The following is a 24,387-nucleotide window of genomic DNA, read 5'->3' as shown; positions in this document are numbered from 1 at the left end:
CGTATCGATTCCCGGTCCGGCTTTTGGAATGTGATCCCACATCGCGGACGGATGAGGGTCGGGGAGTGAGACCGCGCTGTTCAGACCGACTCCGTACGAGGAATGAGCCGAGGACTCAGTACGCCTCGACGACCTTGACCTCCTCCTCCGTCACCTCGCCGTCCACGATCCGGAACGAGCGGAACTGGAACTCGCCGAGGCCGTCGGTGTCGGCGGTGGAGACGAGGACGTAGTGGGCGCCGGGCTCGTTGGCGTAGGAGATGTCGGTCCGGGACGGGTAGGCCTCGGTCGCCGTGTGGGAGTGGTAGATCACCACCGGCTCCTCGTCGCGGTCGTCCATCTCGCGGTAGAGCTTGAGCAGGTCGCCCGAGTCGAACTCGTAGAACGTGGGCGACATGGCCGCGTTCAGCATCGGGATGAAGCGCTCGGGGCGGTCCGAGCCCGCCGGACCCGCCACGACGCCGCACGCCTCGTCGGGGTGGTCCTTGCGCGCGTGGGCGACGATCTGGTCGACGAGGGCCTGGGTGATGGTCAGCATGTTCGTCAGGATAAGCAGAGGGGCCACCCCGTACCGAAGGGTGGTACGGGGTGGCCCATATGCCGGACACCGGGGATGAACACCGGATGTTCGGACGTCCTGAGCGGCAGCCGGAGAGGGCGCCACGAGTGCTCTCTCCGGCTGGACGTCCGGCCGTGAAGGTCAGCCCACCTTCTCCAGCTCCGGCTCGCCGCCGCGCTCCGCGACCTGCGGGTTGCGGCTCTTGAGGACTGCCCAGCCGATACCGAGGGCGGCGGCCCAGCCGGCCATGACGTACAGGCAGACGCGGGCGTCGGCGTCGTACGCGATCAGGCCGGTCACGAAGAGCAGGAACACGATGGCGATCCAGCTGCACACCGAGCCGCCCGGCGCCGGGAAGGACGAGGCGGGCAGCCGGCCCGCGACGACCGCGCGGCGGTAGAGGACGTGGCTGACGAGGATCATCAGCCAGGTCCAGATGCCGGCCGCGGTGGCGATGGAGGTGACGTAGCCGAACGCCTTCTCCGGGACGATGTAGTTCAGGATCACGCCGATGCCCATGAACAGCACCGAGACGAAGATGCCGAGGGCCGGCGTCTTGGTCGACGACAGCTTGCTGAAGACCTTGGGGGCCTCGCCGCTGTCGGCCAGGTTCCGCAGCATGCGGCCCGTGGAGTACATGCCGGAGTTGCAGGAGGAAAGGGCGGCGGTCAGCACGACGAAGTTGACGATGCCCGCGCCGGCCGGGATGCCGATCACCGCGAACGCCTTCACGAAGGGGCTGACGCCGTCCGCGAACTCGGTCCACTTGACCACGCACAGGATGACGGTGAGCGCGCCGACGTAGAAGAGCGCGATCCGCCACGGGAGCGTGTTGATCGCCTTGGGGAGGGTCTTCTCCGGGTTCTCCGACTCGCCGGCCGTGACGCCGACCAGCTCGACCGCGAGGTAGGCGAACATGACGCCCTGCAGGGTCATCAGGGACGAGCCGATGCCCTTGGGGAAGAAGCCGTCGAAGGCCCACAGGTTGGAGACGGCCGCGGTGTCACCGGCGTTGCTGAAGCCGAAGGTGAGCACGCCGAGGCCGATGACGATCATGCCGATGAGGGCGGTGACCTTGACCATCGAGAACCAGAACTCCAGCTCACCGAAGAGCTTCACGGAGATCAGGTTGACGCCGAAGAGGACCACCAGGAAGACCAGGGCGGTGACCCACTGCGGGATGTCCGGGAACCAGTACTTGACGTAGAGCGCGGCGGCGGTGAGCTCCGCCATGCCCGTCACGACCCACATCAGCCAGTACGTCCAGCCGGTGAAGTAGCCGAAGAACGGGCCGAGGAACTCCCGGGAGTACTCGGCGAACGAACCCGAGACCGGGCGGTAGAGCAGGAGCTCGCCGAGCGCCCGCATGATGAAGAAGACGATGGCGCCCGCCAGGGCGTACATCAGGATGAGGCTGGGGCCGGCCTTGGCGATGTTCGCACCGGCACCGAGGAACAGGCCGACGCCGATGGCGCCGCCGATCGCGATCATCTGGACCTGACGACTGCCGAGGCCCCGCTCGTACCCCTCTTCGGGGGCGTCAGTGACCTTCGCGTCAGTGACCTTCGAAGAGGTCATGTGTAGTGCGCCTTTCTCCATGCCGACCCGGGCCTTTCGTCGGCCTCGGATCGGGTCTCGATCCCCCCGGATTGCTGGAGCTGAGCGGGCCGCGCGGACCCGCCCGTGCCTGGCCGACGATCCGCCGGCCATATGGCGCACCCGGCCGAACATTCGGGTGGTGCTCGGCGGGCGGTCGTGAAGATTTATCACGGCCGTAACAGTGATCGGGCATGGGACATGTGGCGCATCACACAGGAAGAACCGGACAAACGGACCGCCGCCTCCCACAGCGGGCGGCGGCGGTGACAGGATCGTTATCCGGATTTGAGCGTCCGCTGAGCGAACACAAAACCGTCACATGACGGCACAAGAAGGTCGCGAACTGGCGGCATGAGAGCCGCGAACTACGGCAAGAGCGTCGCGACCAGCGTCTCCTGGAGCCCGCCCAGCCACAGATAGGCCATCACCATCGGCTTGCGCGGGTCCTCGTCCGGGAGCCGGTAGAGCAGCTCGGTGTCGTCCTCGTCGGTGATCTCCAGGCGGGAGCCGATGGCCAGGCGCAGGTCGTTGAGGGCGCCGAGCCACCGCTGGGACTCCTCGGTGGACAGCTTGAGCACCGCGCCGCCCTCACCGGCGGAGGCGGAGCTGAGCTCGTCCAAGGAGTGGATCACCGCGAGCGCGTTGTCACGCTTGCCGGCGCGCAGGTCGTTCTCCGTGTAGCGGCGGAACTCCGCGGAGTACGCCCGCTGCTCCTCGGCCTCCTTGGCTTGCGGGGTGCCCTCGGGGTCGCTGTAGGCGTCCGGGAAGAGGCGCCTGAGGACCGGGTCGGCCGGGGGTTCGCTCGGGCCGTCGGCGAAGAGTTCGGCGAGTGGGTCGTCGGGGGCGTCCTCGGCGGGGCCGGGGCCGATGAGTTCCAGGAGCTGGACGGCCAGCGACCGGATGATGGAGATCTCGACGTCGTCGAGGGCGACGGCCGCGCCGCCGCCGGGGAGCGGTTCGAAGGTTCCTGGCATGGAGGCGATTTCGCTACTTCCGGTCCTGCGAGGCGGGTCGGGTCATTTCCGGTCCTGCTGAAGGGTGGCCCACAGACCGTAGCCATGCATGGCCTGCACGTCGCGTTCCATCTCCTCGCGGCTGCCGCTGGAGACGACCGCCCGGCCCTTGTGGTGGACGTCGAGCATGAGCTTGGTGGCCTTGTCCTTGGTGTACCCGAAGTACGACTGGAAGACGTAGGTCACATAGCTCATGAGGTTGACCGGGTCGTTGTGGACGATGGTGACCCAGGGGACGTCCGGCTCGGGGACGGCGAAGACCTCCTCCGCCGACTCGGTGCGTTCGATCTCTACGGGAGCGGGTGACGTCACACAGCCCATGCTGCCACCCGAGGGGGGCGGTCGCACAAACGGGCTGCGCAATCGCGTGCGTTGAGCCTCACAGGACCACAAATCGTCAGACTGACGAAATGGGGGTACCATCCATGGTCATGGACACAGCGCACCTTGGGCTGCCGGTGGACGTTCCCTCGACGGCGCTCTTCACGGACCAGTACGAGTTCACGATGCTGCAGGCCGCCCTGAAGGCGGGCACCGCCGAGCGGCGGAGCGTCTTCGAGGTCTTCACCCGGCGACTGCCGGACGGCCGGCGCTACGGCGTCGTCGCGGGCACCGGCCGGGTGCTGGACGCCGTCGAGAACTTCCGCTTCGACGAGGGCGTCCTCGGCTTCCTGCGCGAGCGGAGGATCGTCGACGAGGAGACCCTGGACTGGCTCGCGGGCTACCGCTTCTCCGGCGACATCTGGGGCTACCCCGAGGGCGAGGTCTACTTCCCGGGCTCGCCGATCATGCGGGTGGAGGGCACCTTCGCCGAGTGCGTGCTGCTGGAGACGGTGATCCTGTCCATCCTCAACCACGACTCCGCGATAGCCGCGGCCGCCTCCCGTATGTCCTCGGCCGCCGGCGACCGCCCGATCATCGAGATGGGCGCCCGGCGCACCCATGAGCTGGCCGCGGTCGCAGCCTCCCGCGCCGCGTACGTCGGCGGCTTCACCTCCACCTCCGACCTGGCCGCCGGCTTCCGCTACGGCATCCCCACCGTCGGCACCAGCGCCCACGCCTTCACCCTGCTGCACGACCGCGAGCGGGACGCCTTCCAGGCCCAGGTGGACTCCATGGGCCGCGGCACCACGCTGCTCGTGGACACCTACGACGTCGCCGAGGCGGTCCGTACGGCCGTGGAGGTCGCCGGGCCCGAGCTGGGCGCCGTCCGCATCGACTCGGGCGACCTGCTGCTCGTCGCGCACCGGGTGCGGCAGCAGCTGGACGAGCTGGGCGCCACCGGCACGAAGATCATCGTGACCTCCGACCTGGACGAGTACGCCATCGCCTCGCTGGCGGCGGCGCCCGTGGACGCGTACGGCGTCGGCACCCAGCTGGTGACCGGGTCCGGGCATCCGACCTGCTCGATGGTCTACAAGCTGGTCGCCCGCGCCGACTCCGCCGACCCGAAGGCGCCGCTGGTGCCGGTGGCGAAGAAGTCCAGCGGCGGCAAGACCTCCATCGGCGGCCGCAAGTGGGCGGCGCGGCGCCTCGACGAGTACGGCGTCGCGGAGGCCGAGGTCGTGGGCACCGGGCCGGTTCCGGCGGAGCTCGCCGAACGGCAGCTGCCGGTCGAGCTGATCAAGGGCGGTGACGTGCTGGCGCGCGAGTCGCTGGACGTCGTACGGGACCGGCACACGGCGGCTCGCGCCAATCTGCCGCTGTCCGCGACGCAGCTCTCGCGCGGTGAGCCGGTCATCCCGACGGAGTATGTCAACGGGCGCTCGGGTAGCCAGACGGGGGCGTGAAGCGAGTGCGCCCTGCGTGCTCACTCCGTGCCCCCTCCCGCGCCGGACCCGAAGTCTCTAGGCTCGGAAGTTCACGGCCGGGCCCGCACGCTTTCACCGTCCCGACCTCAGCGTCCATAACCGAAGGACACCGACCATGCGCCGCGCCTTGATCGTCGTAGATGTGCAGAACGACTTCTGCGAGGGGGGCAGCCTCGCGGTCGCCGGCGGCGCCGATGTGGCCGCCGCCGTCACCGAGCTGATCGGGCAGGCTGCCGGGTCCGGCTACCAGCACGTCGTAGCCACCCGCGACCACCACATCGCACCCGGCGGGCACTTCTCCACCAACCCCGACTTCGCCCACTCCTGGCCCGCGCACTGCGTCGCGGGCACGGAGGGCGTCGGCTTCCACCCGAACTTCGCCCCCGCGGTCGCCTCCGGCGCGATCGACGCCGTGTTCGACAAGGGGGCCTACGCGGCGGCGTACAGCGGCTTTGAGGGAGCCGACGAGAACGGCGTGAAGCTGGCGGACTGGCTGCGCGCCAGGGCGGTCACGGAGGTGGACGTGGTGGGTATTGCCACGGACCACTGTGTGCGGGCGACTGCCTTGGACGCCGTGCGGGAAGGGTTCCGTACTCAGGTGCTGCTGGATCTGACCGCAGGGGTGGCCACGGAGACCACTGAGCGGGCGCTGGAGGAGATGCGGGACGCCGGGGTCGAGCTGGCCGGGAAGCCGGTCGTGGCGTAGCGCTTCGCGGAGTACTGCCGCGATTGGTCGTCTTCCGTCTGCGGCGCCATCGTGGCTTGTCGCGCAGTTCCCCGCACCCCTTACGGCGTTGCAGCGGGCCTTCTCAACAATGCCCTGATCGGGTGCCACAGCTCCTGGGTGAGCTCTGGGCCCGTGACGACACCGTTGTCAGGTGCCATGCGCCATATGAGGCCGTCGGGGTGGTGCAGGACCGCCGTGATCTCGTCGGGGGTCGGCGGGGCGGCGTTACCCCGTAGGTACACCGCGCGCATGCCCAGGTTGCGGAGCCTGGTCAGGGCTCGGGCGCGGTTCTGGGCGTGGACGAGGACACGGACGCAGCCCGTGCCGTCGGCGGTGGGTCTGGGCAGGTTCAGCGCCACCACCACGCTGCCGGTCGGCAGCTTGCAGAAACCTCCTGCGGCCATGCGGTCACACCCCCGTGCGAGTCGGTGTCAAGGTCGGGTCAAGCGTCGGCGTCGGTGCCGGTGTCAATAAGCGAAGCACAGGGTGCACCTAAACACGATCGGCGGCAACCCCGCCAGGGGGTTGCCGCCGATAATGCTCTGACCTGCGGAAATGCGAATTACTTCACCGCGGAGCCAACCTCGACCGTGATCACGGAGCCATCCTTGGCCTCCTTGATGATCTTGATCTTGGTGTTGGTGTCAGTGATCTTGACACCCGCGAACGGGGTCGCGTCGTCGTAGTACGTGTTGGTGTGGTCGTTGAAGACCGGCACCCCCGCACGCGACGGGATCTTCGTCGCGACGTCCGCGTTGTGCAGCGTCATGCCGTCCGTGCGGAACCGGCTGAACGGCGCGTCGTAGGACTGGATGCGGTTGCGCATCAGCGTGCCGTCGGCCCACTTCAGCGGGGCCGGGTGGGAGTCGACCGGGAGGACCAGGCCGACACCGGGGTGCTTGCTGGTGTTGTTGTCCGCCTGGGAGGTGTCCCACTTCCAGATCAACAGGCCGTTCTGGTAGGCGTAGTGCTCCACCCAGTCCGGACGGGTCGTCGAGAAGCCGAAGTTGTACGGGCCGGTCTTCAGGGTCTTGTCGTACGACACGTACTGACGGTTCTCGGCGATGTAGTACTGCGCGTAGTCGCCGGAGATGGACGCGCCGATGCGGGAGAAGCCCTTGGCCGTCCACGCCGCGTCCGCGGTCTCCGCGTTGTCGGAGAACACCGTCGAACCGTCGGCGGTCACGGTGATCTCGTCGGCCGCGAAGCCCTTCTGGGCCACGCCGCCGTCGGTCTGGTAGCGGAAGCGCAGGTCGAACTTCTTGCCGGCGTAGGCGTCGAGCGGGAAGACCAGCTTCTTGTGGCCGTCCACCGCGCCGGTCAGCGCGGGCTTGCCGCTGGCGTCCTTGGGGATCGCCGCGCCGTCCACCGTGCCGTCGATCGCCGTCCAGTTGGCGCCGCCGTCGGTCGAGACCTCGGTGTAGAGGTAGTCGAACTCGGCCTCGATGTCGTACCAGCCGTCGAGCGTCAGCGAGGCAGCGGACTTGCCCGTGAGGTCGACGGAACGGGTCAGCGTGTTGGCGAGGTTGTCGCCGCTGCCGCTCCACCACTGGGTCGCGCCCTGAGCCGGCTCCACGATCGGCGTGGTGACCTTCTTCTTGGGCAGCTCGACCACGAGGGCCTGCTTGTGCCGGGTGTTGTACTCGGCGACGCCCAGCTTGTGCTCGGACTCCGTCGCGGCCTTCGCCTTGTCGTAGTTCAGCCAGCCGAGCTGCAGCTTGTCCCAGGCGGTCATGTCGCCGGGGAGGTCACCGATGTTGTCCTTGCCGGTGCCGAGCCAGGAACCGGAGGACATCAGGGTCCAGAAGCCGGTGGAGTTCTCGCCGCCGGAGGTGTCGTAGTGGTCCGGCAGACCGAGGTCGTGGCCGTACTCGTGGGCGAAGACGCCCAGGCCGCCGTTCTCCGGCTGGACGGTGTAGTCGCCGACCCAGATGCCGGTGGAGCCGATCTGCGCGCCGCCCAGCTTGTTGCCCGCGGGGCCGGTGGCACCGGCGTCGGTGCCGAAGGCGTACCAGCGGTGGGCCCAGATCGCGTCCGTGCCCTGCGCGCCGCCGCCCGCGGACTCGTCCTCACCGGCGTGCACGATCTGGAAGTGGTCGATGTAGCCGTCGGCCTCGTTGAAGTCGCCGTCGCCGTCGAAGTCGTAGCGGTCCCACTGGTCGAACTGCGCCACGGCCGTCTTGATCTCGGCGTCGGTCTTCCCAGCTGCCTTCTGCTGGGCGACCCACGCGTTCAGACCGTCGCTGACGACGTTCCAGACGCTGGAGCAGTTGGTCTGGCCGCAGGCGTTGTTGCCGTAACGGGCCTCGTTGTAGGGGACCTTGACCCAGTCGGCCACCTCGCCCTCGATCGAGTAGCGGCCCGAGGACTGCTTCTCGTAGTACTTCTTCATCGACTCGGTCTTGCTGCCGGTGCCGAAGTAGAGGTCCTGGTAGTGCTTCCGGTCGTAGTCCGCCTGCCAGGCCGTCGAGTTGTCCTTGGCACGGTCGGGCTTGGCTATCTGGTTGTGCAGCGGGCCGGGCGTGCCGCCGAACTTGGGGTCGATCTGATCGCCGAACTCGACCAGGATCGTGAAGATCTTGTCGGTCTTCTCGCGGCCCAGCTCGACGTACTTGCTGTCGCCCTTCTTGCTCTTGAGCTCGACGACCTGCGAGCCCTCGCGCTCCTTCACCTTGGTCTTGCCGGATATGACCTGGTTCAGGGCCTCTTCGCGCTGAGCCTCCTGGGTCTTGCTCAGGGGGCCTTCCAGGTCGTGGTCGACGTGAGTGTGCTCCGCCGGGTCGTGCCGCTCCACGGACGCCGGCGACGTTCCTTCGTCGGCCTGAGCCACCGCGAAGGTCGAGAACGTCGCCGCGGCCGTCGCGAGCGCGACGGTGGTTGCCGCCGCTCTGAACGTCCAGGGTCTACTGGTCACTTGCTTCCTCCCCCGCGTCCGGGCGCGCGGAATGAAGGTCCTGGTCATGGAGGGTCCGCGCGCGCCTGATGAACGCGTGTGTCAAGTGACGACATTTGACTAGAGGTTAACCAGAAAAAACAGACCTTGACTTGAACAGGTCAAGTGCACTATGCGGAGTGGATGTTCGTTTAGCGGACAACGACGCCTCCGCCAACGGGCGCGTGCGGCCGTCCACTTGGTGGACGCTTTGACTCCGTGCGCCCCCTGTGCACCGGCACTGTTGGTTAGGTCACGCTTACGGTTTGTTCCCCTCGGGCATGCACGCGGTTAGAGTCGGATGGCGGAACGCCCGGACGTCGGCGGAAAGCCAGGCCGAGACCCCCGTGCACCCCCAATTCCGAGGACACGATGATCATGCCTCGTCCGACTGCCGCACAGCTCGCCTACGGCTCGTGCACCGTGATCTTCTCTACGCTCGCCATGCTGCTGCTGTCACAGACGAGTTCGGGTGTGGGGATCGCGGTCATCGCCGTCGCGGCGCTCCTGCTCGGGCTGTTGGTCGCCCTGACGGTGCCCATGCCGAAGAAGCCCCGCGTGGTGGCGGTGCGCAAGCCCGCCGGCGCCGACCGGGAACAGACCGAGGAACCCGTACTCACCCAGTCCTGACCCACTCGGTCCTGACGCGCTCGGTTCCGACTCACTCGGTCCTGGCGTTCGTACGTCAGCCGCTGGTGCTGACCACCACCGTCTTCGCCGCCTTGTCGTGCAGGCCCTGTTTGTAGGGCCGGTCGAAGAAGCTCCAGCCGCCGGAGATCGCCGTCCAGATACAGGCGCAGCAGAACGCGAACGGGATCCACAGCACCGCCGCCCGGATCAGCGAGCTCTGCACGGACGGCGTGGCGCCGTTGTCCAGGTTGGCCACCCGCATGTTGAGCAGCCTCTTGCCGAGCGTCTGCCCCGTCCTGACGGTCATGAAGGTGTCGTAGGCGATGTAGAGAACCGCGGCGACCACCGACTGCGCCACGGACTTGCTGTACTCCACCTTGTCGGCGTCCACGTCGTACTCGCTGACCCCGAAGCCCCACGTGAGCAGCCAGACGACGACACCCACCAGGATCATGTCGATGATGCGCGCCAGCGTGCGCTTGCCGCTGTCGGCGAGGGGTGGCATCCCGGCGAGCGGGTCGGTGGGATACCCGCCCCCGCCGTACGGGTCACCGCCGCCGCCGTAGGGAGGCGGCGGCTGGCTGCCGTACGGCGGCTGATCGCCGTACGGCGAACCCGAGCCCCCGGGCGGCGGGGGCTGCTTCCTGAACGGGTCGTCTTCCGGGGGCGGCTGACCGGAGCCGGGAGGCGGTTCGCTGCTCATGGCCCGAGTCGACCGCGAACCCTTCGCCTTCGCATCCGGCGCGGGGCCGTCCGGGGTACCGAATCATCCGGGCCGTTCGTCCGATGCGGTGAGCCCGCGACGGACGTAGAACCGGCGTAGGACGGGCGGCGGTCAGCCGGCGACGAAGGTGTGCGCCGCCTTGTCGTGCCAGCACTGGTGCCAGGGCCGGTCGAACAGGCACCACAGCACGCCGAGCACCCCGATGACGAGCAGGCCGGGGATGCTGTAGACGAGCCAGCGGCGCAGGGCCGCGCCGAACTCGGGGGGCTCGTGGGCCTCGATGTCCCGCACCTCCAGGCCGAGCAGCTTCTTGCCCAGCGTGCGGCCCCACTTGGCGGTGGGCAGGGCCTCGTAGACCACGCCGAACACGAGCAGTACGGCCAGGATGATGCCCAGGTACACCGAGGTCGTGCCGTCCAGCAGCCATACGGTGACCGTCTCGCCGGAGAGCTTGGCCGCGTCGATCTTGTCGTTGACGTGGTCGATCGCCTTGGTGCCGAGCGGCACGGCGGCCACCGCGGTGACGGCGGCCAGCACGACGGTGTCCAGCAGCCGCGCGGCCAGCCGCTTGCCGAGGTTCGCGGGGCGGGCGGAGGCCTGGCGCAGGGCGGCCGCGGCGAAGGGGTCCTCCCGCGGGGGCTTCCACGGGGCGACCGGCTGGTCGTCGCCGCCGGGGCCCGCGAGCCGGTGGACCTGCTGGGCCCAGGAGGACTGGCCGCCGCCGGGGCCGGAGGTCATGGGAGCACCGGACGATGCGGGGGGCGTGGACTGAGGGCCGCCGGACTGCTGGGGGACGCTCGGGCCGGCCTGCGGTGGGACGCTCGGAGCGGCCTGCTGCGGGCCGGAGACGGCCGCGGGGGCGGCGGGGGCGGCCTGAGCGGCGGCCCCGGGCTGTGCGCCCGCCTGAGCCTGCGCCTGGGCCTGTCCTTGGGCCTGCCCCTGGGCCACAGCGGCGCGCTCGGCGGCGGCCTTCCCGGCGCCGAAGCCGGGGCCCTGCGGAGCACCGGCGGCCGAGGGGAGGCCCGCGTCCGGACGTGCGGCGCCCGGGCCGGCGGACGCGCCCGTGCTCCCGGCCTGCGCCCCGGCCGCCCCGCCCTGCTGTCCCGTGCGCGGGGACAGCGCGCGGATGGCCATCGTGCCGGCGTCGGCACCGGGACCGCCGGGGCTCGGGATGTGCGGGGTGGCCTGCCCGGAAGCACCGGAGGACGGCGTTCCGCCGGACCCCGCCGTGGGCCGGCGCATCATGAACGTGTTGCCGGAGTCGAGGTCCTCGGCGTCGGTCTCCGGCTCGGCGGGCGGGATGTTCGCGGTGCCGTCGGTGCGGGCGGCCCGGCCGTCCGGCTGGGCGCCCCAGGAGACGCGGTGGTCCTGGTCGCCGCCGAACCCGGCCTGCCGGGAGGGGTCGGCGCCCCACGCGGACGCCGGCTCGGGGCGGCTGCCGTGCCGGTCGTCGCCCTGGGCCGGCTCGGCGGCCGGTTCCTCGTCGAAGAAGTGCGGGCCCGTTTCCTCGACCGAGGCCGGGGCGGCCTGGCCGGCCGAGGCGGCTGCGGCGGTCGTGGGCCGGTCCGGGCCCGCGCCCGGCGGTGGGCTGAGCGTTTCGCCGTCGGTCGGGGCCGGACGGCTGGTGCCCGGCACCCAGGAGGCACCGTTCCAGTACCGGACATATCCAGGAATGGACGGGTCCGGGTAATACCCTTCGCGGGGCCTGTCGTCACCGGGGGCCGGGGTTGGGGCGCTCATGTCCGTCGTCCGGTATCTGCTCGAGGGTCTATTGGGGGCCTCCACATCTATCAGACCGACGCAACAAGCACCGCCAGTCCCGTAGGACCCACCCCTTTCCGGGCAACCTCGTACACGTACTTCACACGAGCGGAACCAGGCGCAGAACACCGGACGGAGCACTCTCGCGGGCGCCGCCCCACGGCTCCCTGTTCGGGCACGGCCGCCGGTGCGTCGGCTGGGGGTCCGGGGGTTACCCCCCGGGAAAGCACAGCCAGACCGACGCAACAAGCACCGCCAGTCCCGTAGGACCCACCCCTTTCCGGGCAACCTCGTACACGTACTTCACACGAGCGGAACCAGGCGCAGAACACCGGACGGAGCACTCTCGCGGGCGCCGCCCCACGGCTCCCTGTTCGGGCACGGCCGCCGGTGCGTCGGCTGGGGGTCCGGGGGTTACCCCCCGGGAAAGCACAGCCAGACCGACGCAACAAGCACCGCCAGTCCCGTAGGACCCACCCCTTTCCGGGCAACCTCGTACAGGTGCTTCACAACGATCGGAAGCCCGTAGCGGCAGGCCCGGAAAAGGTTCTGCGTACCCGCGTAATGATCCACCCCCCTCCTCCCTCTCCACTCGTACGGGCCCGCCCACGGGACCCGCACACGACACGGGAGAGGACACCCACGCCATGCACCACACCGTCATCGAGCGCGAACTGGAGCTCAAGCTGATCCTGTCGCCGGAGCGCAGCGTCGCCGTCCCGGCGCGGCTGAGTTACCGCAGTGACGATCCGTACGCCGTCCACATCACCTTCCACATCAACTCCGACCACCCCGTGTACTGGACCTTCTCCCGGGATCTGCTCGTCGAGGGGGTGTTCCGGCCGTGCGGGCACGGGGACGTGCGGGTGTGGCCCACGAAGGTCGAGGGGCGCAGTGTGGTGCTGATGGCGCTCAGTTCACCGGACGGGGACGCCCTGCTGGAGGCGCCGGCGGCGCAGGTGTCGGCCTGGCTGGAGCGGACGTTGCGGGTGGTGCCCCCGGGGACTGAGGGCGAGCAGCTGGGGATCGACGACGCGCTCGACCAGTTGCTCGCCCAGTGAGCCGTAGGGGAAGGAAGGCGGCGTCAGAAGAGCTTGCCCGGGTTCAGGATGCCCAGCGGGTCGAAGACCTGCTTGATCCCCCGCTGCATCTCCACCCCCACCGGGCCGATCTCGCGTGCCAGCCACTCCTTCTTCAGGACGCCCACGCCGTGCTCGCCCGTGATCGTGCCGCCGAGTTCCAGGCCGAGCGCCATGATCTCGTCGAAGGACTCACGGGCGCGCCTGGATTCATCGGGGTCGGCCGCGTCGAAGCAGACGGTCGGGTGGGTGTTGCCGTCGCCGGCGTGGGCGACGACGCCGATGGTCAGCTGGTGCTTCTCGGCGATCCACTCCACGCCCTCGATGAGGTCGCCGAGCCGCGAGCGTGGCACGCACACGTCGTCGATCATCGTCACGCCCCGCACCGCCTCCAGCGCGGTGAGGGACAGCCGCCGCGCCTGGAGGAGCAGTTCGGACTCGGCCGCGTCGTCCGCCGGGACCACCTGCGTGGCGCCGGCCGCCTCGCACAGCGCGCCGACCGCGGCGAGGTCGGGGGCGGGGTCCGGGGTGTCGAAGGCGGCCAGGAGGAGTGCCTCCGTGGTCTCCGGGAGTCCCATGTGCGCGAGATCGTTGACGGCCTTGACCGTCGTACGGTCCATCAGTTCGAGCAGTGACGGGACGTGCCCGCCGGCCATGATCCGGCACACCGCGTCGCAGGCGGCGGCAGCGGACGCGAACTCGGCGGCGAGGACCAGTTGCTGCGGCGGCTGCGGCTTCAGCGCGAGGGTCGCCCGTACGACGATGCCGAGCGAGCCCTCGGAGCCGACGAAGAGGCGGGTCATGTCGTAGCCAGCGACACCCTTGGCGGTGCGCCGGCCGGTGGACATCAGACGCCCGTCGGCCAGGACGACGTCCAGGCCCAGGACGTACTCGGCCGTCACCCCGTACTTCACGCAGCACAGGCCGCCGGAGGCGGTGCCGATGTTGCCGCCGATCGTGCACATCTCCCAGCTGGAGGGGTCCGGCGGGTAGTACAGGCCGTGCTCGCCCACGGCGCGGGAGAGGGTCGCGTTGATCACGCCGGGCTCGACGACGGCGATGCGGTCGACCGGGTTGATCTCCAGGATGCGGTCCATCTTGGTCAGGGACAGCACGATGCAGCCGTCGGAGGCGTTGGCGCCGCCCGACAGGCCCGTGCGGGCGCCCTGCGGGACGACCGGGACGCGCAGCTCGGTGGCGGTGCGCATGACGTGCTGGACCTCTTCGACGGTCCGCGGCAGGACGACCACGGCGGGGGCGCCGGCCGGGCAGAAGCTGGCCATGTCGTTGGCGTAGGAGGCCGTGACGTCGGGGTCGGTCAGGACGGCCTCGGCGGGCAGACCCGCGAGCAGCCGCTCGGTGAGGTCACCCCGGTCACCTCGGTCCTGGTCGGGTGCGGCTTCGATACGGCTCATGATCACAGCGTGGCACCCGGGGCCATCGGTGTGAACCCCGCGTACGGCAGCTGCCGTAAGGCGGGTGTGGTCGTCGTATGGACGGCACGGTTTGACGCACAGTGAGCGCCATGGAGAAGGAAGCCACGGAGGAAGCCCCGGGGGAAGCCACCGAAGAAGCCTCCGAGAACGGGCAGGGCACACCGGACCGCCGCCCGCGCATCCCGCGACGGGTGCTGCTCGCCTCGGTGGCCGGGTGTGCCGTGCTCGGCGCGGTGCTGGCGCTGCTGCCGCGGGAGCCGGACGGGGCCTCTGCGCCTGTGCCGGCACCGGGGGCGCAGGCGCTCGCCGCGGTCACCACCGGGGTGCCGGCCGCGCTGCCCGATCTGGCGGTGCTGATCGACGAGCGGCAGGGCCGTGTGAAGGCGCATCCGAAGGACGCGGCGTCGTGGGCGGTCCTGGGGGCGGCGTACGTGGAGCAGGGGCGGCGGACCGCGCAGCCGGTGTACTACCCGAAGGCCGAGAAGGCGCTGCGTACGTCGCTGCAGGTGCGGGTGAAGAACGCCGGGGCGCTGGAGGGCATGGCGGCGCTGGCGAACGCGCGACGGGACTTCCGGGCGGCGCTGACCTGGGGCGAGGCGGCGTTGGAGGCGGACCGGAAGCGGTGGACGACGTATCCGCAGCTGATCGACGCGTACACGGGGCTGGGCGACTACAAGGCGGCCAAACGGACCCTGGACCGGCTGCTGAAGCTGCGCTCGGGGCCCGCGGTGCAGGCGCGGGCGGCGGCCGTCTACCGGGACCGGGGCCGGCGGGAGGACGCGGCCGCGGCCCTGTCCGACGCCGCGGCGGGCGCCGATGCCCCGGCCGAGCGGGCGGCGTATCTCGAACGCGCCGGGCAGCTCGCCTGGGAACGCGGCGACCTGGAGGAGGCCCTGCGCTACTTCCAGGAGGCGGTACGGCTCGACCCGGACCAGCGGGCCGCGCTCGCCGGGCAGGGGCGGACCATGGCGGCGCTGGGCCGTACGACGGAGGCCCTGAACGCCTACCGGATGGCACTCGCCAAGCAGCCGCTTCCCGAATACGCCCTGGAGCTGGGCGAGTTGTACGAGTCGCTGGGACTGGGGCAGGCGGCGCGGGTGCAGTACGACCTGCTCCGGGAGCGGGCGGCGCGGGCCGCTGCGGGCGGGGTGGACGAGGAGCTGGTGCTGGGCCGCTTCGAGGCCGACCACGGCGACGCCGGGTCCGCCGTACGGCGGCTGCGGACCGAGTGGCGCCGCCAGCCGGGGATCGCGGTGGCCGACGCACTGGGCTGGGCGCTGCACCGGAACGGCAAGGACAAGGAGGCCCTGAAGTTCGCCAGGGTGGCGACCGACAGGGCGAAGGGGGGTGCGGTGCGCAGTGCGCTGTACGTCTATCACCGGGGGATGATCGAGCGGCAGCTGGAGATGCCGGGGCCTGCGCGGCGGCATCTGCAGGAGGCGTTGCGGATCAATCCCCACTTCTCCCCTACGCGGGTGCCGCTGGCCGAGGCGGCGCTGCAGGAGTTGGGGGAGCCGTCGCCGGCCGACGTCCCCGAGTCGTGATCACACGGCTGCCGTACCGATGAGCGCGTTGCGCGTGACCAGCCCCGCCAGCTCCGCCTCGTTCATGCCCTCCGTGCCCTCCGGGCGGCGCGGCAGCACCATGTAGCGGGTCTCCGCGCTGGAGTCCCACACCGTGATCTGTGTGTCGGCGGGCAGCTCCAGGCCGAACTCCGCGAGGACCGCGCGGGGTTCGCGGACCACGCGGGAGCGGTAGGCCTCGGACTTGTACCAGCTGGGGGACGGGCCGAGGAGGCGGAGCGGGTAGCAGGAGCAGAGGGTGCAGACGATGACGTTGTGGGTGGTGGCCGTGTTCTCGACCACGCGCAGGCGTTGGTAGCCGCCCTCCATGCAGCCGAGTTCCCGGACCGCCGCCGTCCCGTCCCGCAGCAAGCGGGACTTGAACGCTCCGTCCGTCCACGCCCGGGCGACGACCCGCGCCCCGTTCGCCGGAGAGGCGCCCGCGAGGAACGTGTCGATCGCCTCGTCCAGCTCCCCGCCCGTGAGCACGCCCTTCTCCTCCAGCAGGGACTCCAGGCGCCGCACCCGGCGGGCGATCGCCGCGTCGGAGTGGTCATCGCTCATCGGCCGCACCCTCTTCGCACGCTTCCAAGTAGCTTTCCCACAGATCCAGTACGACGTGATGGTCGCCCGCACCCCACAGGTCCCGCGCCTCGAAGCGCACCGCGTACACCTGCTCCACCGGCACGTCCGCCCGCCCCTGTGCGCTGACGTCGGCCAGTTCCGCCGGCCCCTCCGGCTCGACGACCACGCCCCGCTTGCCCCGCGCGTACCGGGGCAGCCGGGTGTGGTGCGGCGGGTCGTGGCGGTACGTCATCACGCGCGTCCCCGGTGCGAAACGGTCAGTCATCGAGCTCACCGGGCTCCAGCACGCCCTTGCGTTCGAGGAGGGCGCAGATCGCGGCGAACCAGCGCTCGTAGTACGACGCCGCCAGGTACTCCCCCGGCGGCATCGACTCGATCGCGTCCCGGAACTCGTTCAGGTTGAAGATCCCCTGGGCGCGCAGGGCGTTCCAGATCCCGAAGACGCGCGCTTCCCAGTCGGCGTGGAAGGGCTCGGTGTCGTCGGTGGTGTCGAGGGGGCCGAAGCCCTCGACACCGCCGACGTCGTTGATCCTGGCCATGTGGTCAGCCTACGACTCGTCCTGGTCCTTGACGAAGATCGAGAAGCGGCGGGCGCCCAGTGCCCCGGAGGCGAACCCGATGTGGACGCGCGGCTTGGAGCCGCCGCGCACGGCGAGGCCCTCCGGCTCCCGGTGGGTGAGCGAGTGCCCGGCCTCGGTGCGCTCGCGCTGGAGCAGCTCGCCGGTGCGGATGTCGAGGCTGGAGACGTAGGTGTTGCCCCGTTTGGCGGCCGGGTTGGTCTTCGGGTCGTACGCCGTGCCCGCCAGCTGGTAGACGCAGTCGCGGTAGAGGGCGTAGCCCTGGAAGGGGATCTTCGGGTCGGGGTGGGCGCCGGTCTGGGCGAAGTCCACGATGGGGTCGTCGTACTCGCGGGCGACGAAGCGGTCGAGGTCCCAGACGCGGTAGCGGGGCTGGTTGGCGGCGTTGCGGTAGCGGACGGCGATACGCCCCGAGGCCATGCAGACCGACGGCTGGTTGTTGACGGAGTCGGCTATCGGGTGGCGGACCTTCACGTCCGCGGCGGTGCGGACGGCCCCGTTCTTGAAGTGGAAGCGGGTGACGCCCCGGCCGTATCCCTTTCTGGCGTCGGCCTCCGTCCAGATCCAGGTGCTGCCGTCCGACGCGTCACGCTGTATGCCCACGCTGACGCCGTGGCCGAAGCCCTTGAGGTACATGTGGCCCAGCCGGGTGCCCTTGTAGTCGAGTCTGTTCAGGCACAGGTCGCCGGCCACGTGGCCGTGCGCGGTGACCTGGAGGACGTACAGGTGCCTGTTCGCCTCGTCGAAGGCGAACGACTGCAGGACGGTCGGCTCCTTGAGCGTGTTCTTCTGCCACAGCCAACGGGCCGACCGCACGGCGAGGTCGATGCTGCTCGTGGTCACTCTCTCCCCCGAGTCCTGCGGGTGCCCCCGTGGCACCCACAGGACATGAGAGCGTCAACCGCCGTCCATTGGTTGCATGTTCTACAAATTCACAGGGGTCCCACAGGCCTCAGGTCCCGTAGGGGCCTCAGAGGTTGCCGCGCTTGGCCTGCTCCCGCTCGATCGCCTCGAAGAGCGCCTTGAAGTTGCCCTTGCCGAAGCCCATCGAGCCGTGCCGCTCGATGAGCTCGAAGAAGACGGTCGGACGGTCCTGGACCGGCTTGGTGAAGATCTGCAGCAGGTAGCCGTCCTCGTCGCGGTCGGCGAGGATCTTCAGCTCGCGCAGGGTCTCGACGGGGACGCGGGTGTCGCCGACCCACTCGCCGAGGGTGTCGTAGTACGAGTCCGGAGTGTCGAGGAACTGGACGCCGGCCGCGCGCATGGTGCGGACCGTGGCGACGATGTCGTTGGTGTTCAGCGCGATGTGCTGGACGCCCGCGCCGCCGTAGAACTCCAGGTACTCGTCGATCTGGGACTTCTTCTTGGCGATGGCGGGCTCGTTGATCGGGAACTTGACCTTGAGCGTGCCGTCGGCCACGACCTTCGACATCAGCGCGCTGTACTCGGTCGCGATGTCGTCGCCCACGAACTCCTTCATGTTCGTGAAGCCCATGACCTTGTTGTAGAAGCCGACCCATTCGTTCATGCGGCCGAGCTCGACGTTGCCGACACAGTGGTCGATGGCCTGGAAGGTGCGCTGGGCGGGCGGCTCGACCATCGGCGCGGCGGCGACGTAGCCCGGCAGGTACGGGCCCTCGTAGCCGGTGCGCTCGACGAGGGTGTGGCGGGTCTCGCCGTACGTGGCTATCGCGGCCAGGACGACGGTGCCGTGCTCGTCCTTCAGCTCGTACGGCTCCGCCACCGAGCGGGCGCCGTGTTCGAGGGCGTAGGCGTACGCGCGGCGCGCGTCCGGGACCTCGATGGCGAGGTCGATGACGCCGTCGCCGTGCTCGGCCACGTGCTGGGCGAGGAAGTGGCCCCAGGTGGTGGCGGGCTTGATGACCGAGGTGAGGACGAACCGGGCGGAGCCGTTCTCCAGCACGTAGCTCGCGGTCTCGCGGCTGCCGTTCTCCGGTCCGGAGTAGGCGACCAGCCGCATGCCGAAGGCGGTGGAGTAGTAGTGCGCCGCCTGCTTGGCGTTGCCCACGGCGAAGACGACCGCGTCCATTCCCTTGACCGGGAAGGGGTCGGCCTGCCGGGCGGTGTCGGGAGTGTGGTGTGTGGTCTGCGTCATAGCCGCAGCCTCGCCCCGGTGGGGCAAGGTGCGCAATAGTTCGCATCATCACTGGGCAATATGACCAGTGCAGTGCTCGTTTCTGCGGGCTCTCTGTACAGGATGACCACCGCACTCGGGAGGCTGCTGTGGCGATCGATCATCTGGACGGGCGGATCATCGTGCTGCTGGCGCGGGAGCCGCGGATCGGGGTGCTGGAGATGTCCCGGCGGCTGGGGGTTGCTCGCGGGACGGTGCAGGCGCGGCTCGACCGGCTTCAGTCGAACGGAGTCATCCGCGGATTCGGTCCGGAAGTGGATCCGGCCGCGCTCGGGTACCCGGTCACGGCCTTCGCCACGCTGCAGATCCGGCAGGGGCAAGGGGCCGACGTACGGGCCCACTTGGCGACCGTGCCGGAGGTGCTGGAGCTGCACACGACCACCGGGACCGGGGACATGCTGTGCCGCCTCGTGGCGCGCTCCAACGCCGATCTCCAGCGTGTGATCGACCGGGTTGTCGGTTTCGATGGGATCGTCCGGGCCTCCACCGCGATCGTGATGGAGAACCCCGTTCCGCTGCGGACCATCCCGCTGGTGGAGCAGGCGGCCCAGGACCGGGAGAGCGGCTAGGGCCTACTTGGCGGGGTGAGCGCGTGTGAGCTTCTGGGAGTACCTGGGCAACCGCCACCAGCAGCTGCTCACCGACGCCTACCAACACGCCAGCGCCGTCTTCCAGTGCATGGTCGTGGCGACCGTGCTCGGGGTGCTGATCGGTGTGGCCACCTATCGGAGCGGGTGGGCCGGCAACCTCGCCACCACGACCACCTCGACCATTCTGACCATTCCGGCGCTCGCCATGATCGGTCTGCTCGTTCCGATCGTGGGGCTGGGCGTACCGCCCACGGTGATCGCGCTGACGCTGTACGGGCTGCTGCCGATCGTGCGCAACGCGATCGTCGGCCTGCGCGGCGTCGATCCGGCGCTCGTGGACGCCGCCCGGGGCATCGGGATGTCCCGGCTCGCCCGGCTGCTGAAGGTGGAGCTGCCGCTGGCCTGGCCGCCGATCCTGACCGGGATCCGGGTCTCGACGCAGATGCTGATGGGCATCGCGGCGATCGCGGCGTACGCCTCCGGCCCCGGGCTCGGCAACGTGATCTTCCGCGGCCTCGCCTCGCTGGGCAGCGCGAACGCGCTCAACCAGGTGCTCGCGGGCACCCTCGGGATCATCGTCCTTGCGCTGCTGTTCGACGCCGCGTACGTCCTGATCGGAAGGCTGACCATTCCCAGGGGGGTCCGTGTCTGAGAACGGGTCCGAGAACGGCCGTCATGGAGCCGCCATCGAGCTGGAGAACCTGACGAAGCGGTATCCCGGCAATCCGCAGCCGGCCGTGGACAACGTGAGCATGGAGATCAAGGCGGGCGAGGTGGTCATCTTCGTCGGCCCCTCGGGGTGCGGGAAGTCCACCACGCTCAAGATGATCAACCGGCTGATCGAACCGACCGGTGGGCGCATCCGCATCGACGGCGAGGACGTCACCGACATCGACCCGGTGAAGCTGCGCCGGAAGGTCGGCTACGCGATCCAGTCCGCCGGGCTCTTCCCGCACATGACGGTCGCGCAGAACATCGCCCTGGTACCGAAGATGATCGGCTGGTCGAAGGGCCGGATCGGCAAGCGCGTCGAGGAGCTGCTCGACCTCGTCGGGCTCGACCCCGGCGAGTTCCACGGCCGCTATCCACGGCAGCTGTCGGGCGGGCAGCAGCAACGGGTCGGCGTGGCGAGGGCGTTGGCGGCCGATCCGCCCGTCCTCCTGATGGACGAGCCGTTCGGTGCGGTCGACCCGATCACCCGTGATCATCTCCAGGACGAGTTGATCAGGCTGCAGCACGAGCTGCACAAGACGATCGTCTTCGTCACGCACGACTTCGACGAGGCGATCAAGCTCGGTGACCGTATCGCCGTCTTGCGCGAACGGTCCCACATCGCTCAGTTCGACACCCCGGAGGCGATCCTCACCAACCCGGCCGACGACTTCGTCTCGGGGTTCGTCGGGGCCGGTGCGGCGCTGAAGCGGCTGAACCTGACCCGCGTACGGGATGTGGAGATCACCGACTATCCGACGGCGACCGTCGACGACCCGCTCCAGCAGATCTTCAACCGGCTGCGGGCGAGCGGCACGAACGAGGTCCTGCTGCTCGACAAGCGCGGGCGGCCGTACAAGTGGCTGCGGCGCGGCGACATGATGCGGGCCAAGGGTTCACTGGCGCGGGCGGGCACGCTCGTGCACGACACGGTGACCAGGGACGCGACCCTGCGGGACGCGCTGGAGGCGGTGCTGACGGACAACGCGGGCCGGGTGGCCGTGACCGGGCGGCGCGGTGAGTACACCGGGGTCGTCGACATGGAGACGCTGATGAACTCCGTGCACGAGCTGCTGGAGGCCGACCGGCTGGAGGCCATGGAGGCCCAGCACGACCTGGAGGTGGCCCGCACCGCGCAGACGCACGCCGAGCAGGAGGGCAACGGAGGGGAGAAGAAGGCGTGACCACTCCGGAGCTGGAGGAAAGGGAGGAACGGGAGCGGCAGGAACGCGAGGAACGGGAGCGGGAGGAACGGGACCGGCAAGAGGCAGCGGCGCCCAAGCCGCCGACTCCCCCGCGCCGAAGGATCACCTGGCAGAAGCTGACCTTCCTGCCCGCCTTCCTCGTCGCCGTGCTGCTCGCGACCTGGCTGTGGTTCCAACAGGCCGACCTCGACGCGGTCTCCGAGAACGCGCTGTCGAACGGGCAGGTCTCCCAGGCCCTGTGGGAGCACATCGAACTCACGGTGATCTCCACCTTCTTCGTGCTGGTCATCGCGATCCCGCTGGGGATCCTGCTCACCCGGCGGGCGTTCCGGAAGGCGACCCCGGTGGCCATGGCGATCGCCAACATGGGCCAGGCGACACCCGCGATCGGGCTCCTCGCCCTGCTGGTGATCTGGCTGGGCATCGGCCGGAAGGCGGCCCTGATCGGCATGATCGCCTACGCCGTCCTGCCCGTGCTGTCCAACACGATCGCCGGCCTCAAGGCGAACGACCCGACCCTGCTGGAGGCGGCGCGCGGCATCGGCATGTCCCCGACGGGGGTGCTGACGCGGGTGGAGCTGCCGCTGGCGGTCCCCCTCATCCTCGCGGGCATCCGCACGGCCCTGGTCCTGAACGTCGGTACGGCGACGCTGGCGGTGTTCGGCGGAGGCGGCGGGCTGGGCGTGCTGATCACGGCCGGCATCACCAATCAGCGGATGCCGGTGCTGGTGCTGGGCTCGATCCTCACGGTCGCCCTCGCCCTGCTGGTGGACTGGCTGGCCTCGCTGGCGGAACTGCTGCTGCGGCCACGGGGGCTGGAGGCATGAGGCGGCGTACGGCCCTGCTGACGGCGGGGCTGCTGATGGCGGCCCCGGCATCCGGCTGCGGCCTGACGAGCGGCTCCCCCATGGTCGACGACGTGCGGGCCGGACTGATCGGGCGGGGCGAGCCGTTGAAGGGCGCCGAACTGACGGTGACGTCGAAGTCGTTCACCGAGCAGCTCATCCTCGGCGCGATCATGGGCATCGCCTTCGAGGCGGCCGGCGCGGAGGTGCTCGACCGCACCGGTATCCAGGGCTCCATCGGCAGCCGCGAGGCGGTGCGCAAGGGCGACGCGGACGCCGGGTACGAGTACACGGGCACGGCGTGGATCACGTACCTGGGCAACAGCGAGCCGATCACCGACCCGCACGAGCAGTGGGAGGCGGTGCGCGCGGCCGACGCGAAGAACGGGGTGACCTGGCTGGCGCCGTCCGCGCTGAACAACACCTACGCCCTGGCCATGAACCAGGACAACCACAAGAAGTACCGCACGAACACGCTGTCCGACGTCGCCGCGCTGTCGAAGTCCGACCCCGACGCCGTGACGCTGTGCGTGGAGGTCGAGTTCGCCAACCGGGCGGACGGGCTGCGGGGCATGCAGCAGGAGTACGGGATGAGCGTGCCGACGAAGAACATCACACAGATGGACACCGGGATCATCTACACCCAGGCCGCGAAGGGGAGTTGCACCTACGGCGAGGTCTTCACGACCGACGGCCGCATCAAGTCCATGAACCTCGTGGTCATGGAGGACGACAAGAAATTCTTCCCCAACTACAACGCCGCCCCGATGATCAACTCCAAGACCCTGAGGAAGTGGCCGGCGATCGCGGAGGTCCTCGACCCCATCACCAAGAAGCTGAACAACTCCGTGGCGCAGGACTTGAACGCGAAGGTGGATGTGGAGGGGGAGGATCCGCATCAGGTGGCGTTGGACTGGATGAAGGAGGAGGGGTTTGTGAAGTAGGGGATCCAAAGAACCTATTGCAAAGCATTCTTTGCATAGATACCTTTGTAAGCATGACGCAGCCGGAACAGCCCAAGATCCACAGCCTCAACGCCCGTTCCCTGCGCGGACTCGCCCATCCGCTGCGAATGCAGCTGCTCGACGCCCTGCGCTTCGGTGGGCCTGCCACCGCCTCCCAACTCGCCGAGAAATTGGGCGAGTCCAGCGGGGCCACCAGCTACCACCTACGGCAGCTCGCGGCGCACGGCTTCGTTGAGGACGATCCCCAGCGGGGCAAGGGACGGGAGCGGTGGTGGAAGGCGGCGGTGCAAGGGCTGACGTTCGACGATGCCCTGCTGCAGGACCCCAATCCCGAAGTGCGCGGAGCCGCCGACCTGTATCTGCACGAGGTCGCCACCACGCAGACCCGGGAGCTGTCGACGTGGCTCGGTACCCGCGAGGAGTGGTCGGAGGCGTGGAACCGCAGCTCGGACATGAGCAGCATGACGCTCCGCCTGACCCCACAGCTCGCGAGCGAACTGGCACAGAAGATGCACGACTTGGTCGACAGCTACCGCCACCGGCCCGACGTCGAGGACGACCCCGAGGTAAGCACCGTTCGCGTGCAGACCCGCACCTTCCCCATCAGCATGGACTGAGAGGCCGAAGCCGATGCAGCACCCCGAAACCCACCTCACCCTGCACCACACCCGCGCCGCCGAACTCCGCGCCGAGGCCGCCGCACACCGGCTCGCCGCCGAGGCCAAGCGGCCGTACGACATGCGAACCCGCCTCGGCTGGACCCTCGTAGAAGTGGGCCTGCGCCTCGCCACCCCGAGGCCGGCGTTAAACCCCTAGCGGCGAACCCCTAGACGAGTAGTTCCGATGTGGCTCAGTGGTCGTAGGCGATCAGTGAGCGGGTGATGGGTGCGCCGATGGTGCGGTTGTGCCAGATCGCGCAG

General features: G+C 69.6%; 26 protein-coding genes. 12 read left to right on the top strand and 14 right to left on the bottom strand.

What is annotated here, in order from left to right:
- Positions 1 to 115 precede the first annotated feature (115 nt).
- From ACZ7L6_RS28320 to clpS, 4 genes are all read right to left on the bottom strand, one after another.
- Complete coding sequence (locus ACZ7L6_RS28320; RefSeq protein ID WP_328881364.1) at positions 116 to 538, bottom strand: M67 family metallopeptidase; 423 nt, start codon at positions 536 to 538, stop codon at positions 116 to 118.
- A gap of 162 nt (positions 539 to 700) precedes the next feature.
- Positions 701 to 2,137: an amino acid permease gene (locus ACZ7L6_RS28315; protein WP_471928645.1), complete on the bottom strand. Its 1,437-nt coding sequence runs from the start codon at positions 2,135 to 2,137 to the stop codon at positions 701 to 703.
- 386 nt (positions 2,138 to 2,523) lie between these two features.
- Positions 2,524 to 3,132, bottom strand: coding sequence for a DUF2017 domain-containing protein (locus tag ACZ7L6_RS28310; protein ID WP_471928643.1), 609 nt, complete (start codon positions 3,130 to 3,132; stop codon positions 2,524 to 2,526).
- A gap of 42 nt (positions 3,133 to 3,174) precedes the next feature.
- Complete coding sequence (clpS, locus tag ACZ7L6_RS28305) at positions 3,175 to 3,492, bottom strand: ATP-dependent Clp protease adapter ClpS (protein WP_201815795.1); 318 nt, start codon at positions 3,490 to 3,492, stop codon at positions 3,175 to 3,177.
- Positions 3,493 to 3,602: 110 nt separating this feature from the next.
- Between clpS and ACZ7L6_RS28300 the strand changes: the two genes are divergently transcribed.
- Positions 3,603 to 4,961, top strand: a complete 1,359-nt coding sequence (locus tag ACZ7L6_RS28300) for a nicotinate phosphoribosyltransferase (protein WP_471928641.1) — start codon at positions 3,603 to 3,605, stop codon at positions 4,959 to 4,961.
- Between the two features lie 136 nt (positions 4,962 to 5,097).
- Complete coding sequence (locus ACZ7L6_RS28295; protein WP_471928639.1) at positions 5,098 to 5,688, top strand: isochorismatase family protein; 591 nt, start codon at positions 5,098 to 5,100, stop codon at positions 5,686 to 5,688.
- An 80-nt stretch (positions 5,689 to 5,768) separates the two neighbouring features.
- Here ACZ7L6_RS28295 and ACZ7L6_RS28290 read toward each other — a convergent pair whose 3' ends face one another.
- Entirely contained in the window at positions 5,769 to 6,113 is a 345-nt protein-coding gene (locus ACZ7L6_RS28290) for a hypothetical protein (RefSeq protein WP_471928637.1), read from the bottom strand.
- 158 nt (positions 6,114 to 6,271) lie between these two features.
- Positions 6,272 to 8,623 carry an immune inhibitor A domain-containing protein gene (locus ACZ7L6_RS28285; protein WP_471928635.1) on the bottom strand — a complete coding sequence of 784 codons (2,352 nt, stop codon included), beginning with the start codon at positions 8,621 to 8,623 and terminating at the stop codon, positions 6,272 to 6,274.
- Positions 8,624 to 9,013: 390 nt separating this feature from the next.
- Between ACZ7L6_RS28285 and ACZ7L6_RS28280 the strand changes: the two genes are divergently transcribed.
- Positions 9,014 to 9,271: a hypothetical protein gene (locus tag ACZ7L6_RS28280; protein WP_471928633.1), complete on the top strand. Its 258-nt coding sequence runs from the start codon at positions 9,014 to 9,016 to the stop codon at positions 9,269 to 9,271.
- Positions 9,272 to 9,326: 55 nt separating this feature from the next.
- On the opposite strand, the gene ACZ7L6_RS28275 is transcribed toward ACZ7L6_RS28280, so the two are convergent.
- Together ACZ7L6_RS28275 and ACZ7L6_RS28270 are read right to left on the bottom strand one after the other, a co-directional pair.
- Positions 9,327 to 9,974 (bottom strand): RDD family protein, encoded by a 648-nt coding sequence (locus ACZ7L6_RS28275; protein WP_471928631.1) that lies wholly within the window; start codon positions 9,972 to 9,974, stop codon positions 9,327 to 9,329.
- Positions 9,975 to 10,106: 132 nt separating this feature from the next.
- Positions 10,107 to 11,735, bottom strand: a complete 1,629-nt coding sequence (locus ACZ7L6_RS28270; RefSeq protein ID WP_471928629.1) for an RDD family protein — start codon at positions 11,733 to 11,735, stop codon at positions 10,107 to 10,109.
- A 668-nt stretch (positions 11,736 to 12,403) separates the two neighbouring features.
- Here ACZ7L6_RS28270 and ACZ7L6_RS28265 point away from each other — a divergent pair.
- Complete coding sequence (locus ACZ7L6_RS28265; RefSeq protein ID WP_433041125.1) at positions 12,404 to 12,817, top strand: SsgA family sporulation/cell division regulator; 414 nt, start codon at positions 12,404 to 12,406, stop codon at positions 12,815 to 12,817.
- A 23-nt stretch (positions 12,818 to 12,840) separates the two neighbouring features.
- On the opposite strand, the gene ACZ7L6_RS28260 is transcribed toward ACZ7L6_RS28265, so the two are convergent.
- On the bottom strand, positions 12,841 to 14,256 hold the full coding sequence (locus ACZ7L6_RS28260; protein ID WP_471928627.1) for an FAD-binding oxidoreductase: 1,416 nt from the start codon (positions 14,254 to 14,256) through the stop codon (positions 12,841 to 12,843).
- A gap of 104 nt (positions 14,257 to 14,360) precedes the next feature.
- Between ACZ7L6_RS28260 and ACZ7L6_RS28255 the strand changes: the two genes are divergently transcribed.
- A complete protein-coding gene (locus ACZ7L6_RS28255) occupies positions 14,361 to 15,815 on the top strand; it encodes a tetratricopeptide repeat protein (protein ID WP_471928625.1) in 1,455 nt (484 codons plus the stop codon).
- Here the strand turns inward: ACZ7L6_RS28255 and nthA are convergent, their stop codons facing one another.
- The 5 genes from nthA to hppD all read right to left on the bottom strand — a co-directional run bounded on the left by nthA (position 15,816) and on the right by hppD (position 19,112).
- Positions 15,816 to 16,397, bottom strand: coding sequence for a nitrile hydratase subunit alpha (nthA, locus tag ACZ7L6_RS28250; RefSeq protein ID WP_471928623.1), 582 nt, complete (start codon positions 16,395 to 16,397; stop codon positions 15,816 to 15,818).
- Positions 16,387 to 16,683 carry an SH3-like domain-containing protein gene (locus ACZ7L6_RS28245; RefSeq protein WP_471928621.1) on the bottom strand — a complete coding sequence of 99 codons (297 nt, stop codon included), beginning with the start codon at positions 16,681 to 16,683 and terminating at the stop codon, positions 16,387 to 16,389. The genes nthA and ACZ7L6_RS28245 overlap by 11 nt, the downstream gene beginning before the upstream one ends.
- Complete coding sequence (locus tag ACZ7L6_RS28240; protein ID WP_471928619.1) at positions 16,676 to 16,957, bottom strand: hypothetical protein; 282 nt, start codon at positions 16,955 to 16,957, stop codon at positions 16,676 to 16,678. The genes ACZ7L6_RS28245 and ACZ7L6_RS28240 overlap by 8 nt, the downstream gene beginning before the upstream one ends.
- Before the next feature lie 9 nt (positions 16,958 to 16,966).
- Positions 16,967 to 17,839, bottom strand: coding sequence for a phage baseplate protein (locus ACZ7L6_RS28235; RefSeq protein WP_471928617.1), 873 nt, complete (start codon positions 17,837 to 17,839; stop codon positions 16,967 to 16,969).
- 127 nt (positions 17,840 to 17,966) lie between these two features.
- Complete coding sequence (hppD, locus tag ACZ7L6_RS28230; RefSeq protein WP_471928615.1) at positions 17,967 to 19,112, bottom strand: 4-hydroxyphenylpyruvate dioxygenase; 1,146 nt, start codon at positions 19,110 to 19,112, stop codon at positions 17,967 to 17,969.
- Positions 19,113 to 19,240: 128 nt separating this feature from the next.
- Here hppD and ACZ7L6_RS28225 point away from each other — a divergent pair, with 128 nt between their 5' ends.
- From ACZ7L6_RS28225 to ACZ7L6_RS28195, 7 genes are read left to right on the top strand one after another with little or no spacing between them, the layout of a single operon-like run.
- The gene (locus ACZ7L6_RS28225; RefSeq protein ID WP_398828216.1) at positions 19,241 to 19,720 is read left to right on the top strand and encodes an Lrp/AsnC family transcriptional regulator; all 480 of its coding nucleotides are present in this window, start codon (positions 19,241 to 19,243) and stop codon (positions 19,718 to 19,720) included.
- A 25-nt stretch (positions 19,721 to 19,745) separates the two neighbouring features.
- A complete protein-coding gene (locus ACZ7L6_RS28220; protein WP_471928613.1) occupies positions 19,746 to 20,393 on the top strand; it encodes an ABC transporter permease in 648 nt (215 codons plus the stop codon).
- Positions 20,386 to 21,636, top strand: a complete 1,251-nt coding sequence (locus ACZ7L6_RS28215) for a betaine/proline/choline family ABC transporter ATP-binding protein (RefSeq protein ID WP_471928611.1) — start codon at positions 20,386 to 20,388, stop codon at positions 21,634 to 21,636. Before ACZ7L6_RS28220 ends, ACZ7L6_RS28215 begins: the two co-directional genes overlap by 8 nt.
- On the top strand, positions 21,633 to 22,484 hold the full coding sequence (locus ACZ7L6_RS28210) for an ABC transporter permease (RefSeq protein WP_471928609.1): 852 nt from the start codon (positions 21,633 to 21,635) through the stop codon (positions 22,482 to 22,484). Before ACZ7L6_RS28215 ends, ACZ7L6_RS28210 begins: the two co-directional genes overlap by 4 nt.
- Complete coding sequence (locus ACZ7L6_RS28205) at positions 22,481 to 23,446, top strand: glycine betaine ABC transporter substrate-binding protein (protein ID WP_471928607.1); 966 nt, start codon at positions 22,481 to 22,483, stop codon at positions 23,444 to 23,446. Before ACZ7L6_RS28210 ends, ACZ7L6_RS28205 begins: the two co-directional genes overlap by 4 nt.
- Before the next feature lie 53 nt (positions 23,447 to 23,499).
- A complete protein-coding gene (locus tag ACZ7L6_RS28200) occupies positions 23,500 to 24,084 on the top strand; it encodes an ArsR/SmtB family transcription factor (RefSeq protein WP_471928605.1) in 585 nt (194 codons plus the stop codon).
- A 13-nt stretch (positions 24,085 to 24,097) separates the two neighbouring features.
- Complete coding sequence (locus ACZ7L6_RS28195; RefSeq protein WP_471928603.1) at positions 24,098 to 24,283, top strand: hypothetical protein; 186 nt, start codon at positions 24,098 to 24,100, stop codon at positions 24,281 to 24,283.
- Positions 24,284 to 24,387 lie beyond the last annotated feature (104 nt).

The sequence above is a fragment of the Streptomyces sp. NPDC107522 genome, assembly GCF_055657525.1.
Note: the sequence above shows the minus strand (reverse complement) of the source record. Positions and strands in the feature narration are given on the sequence as shown.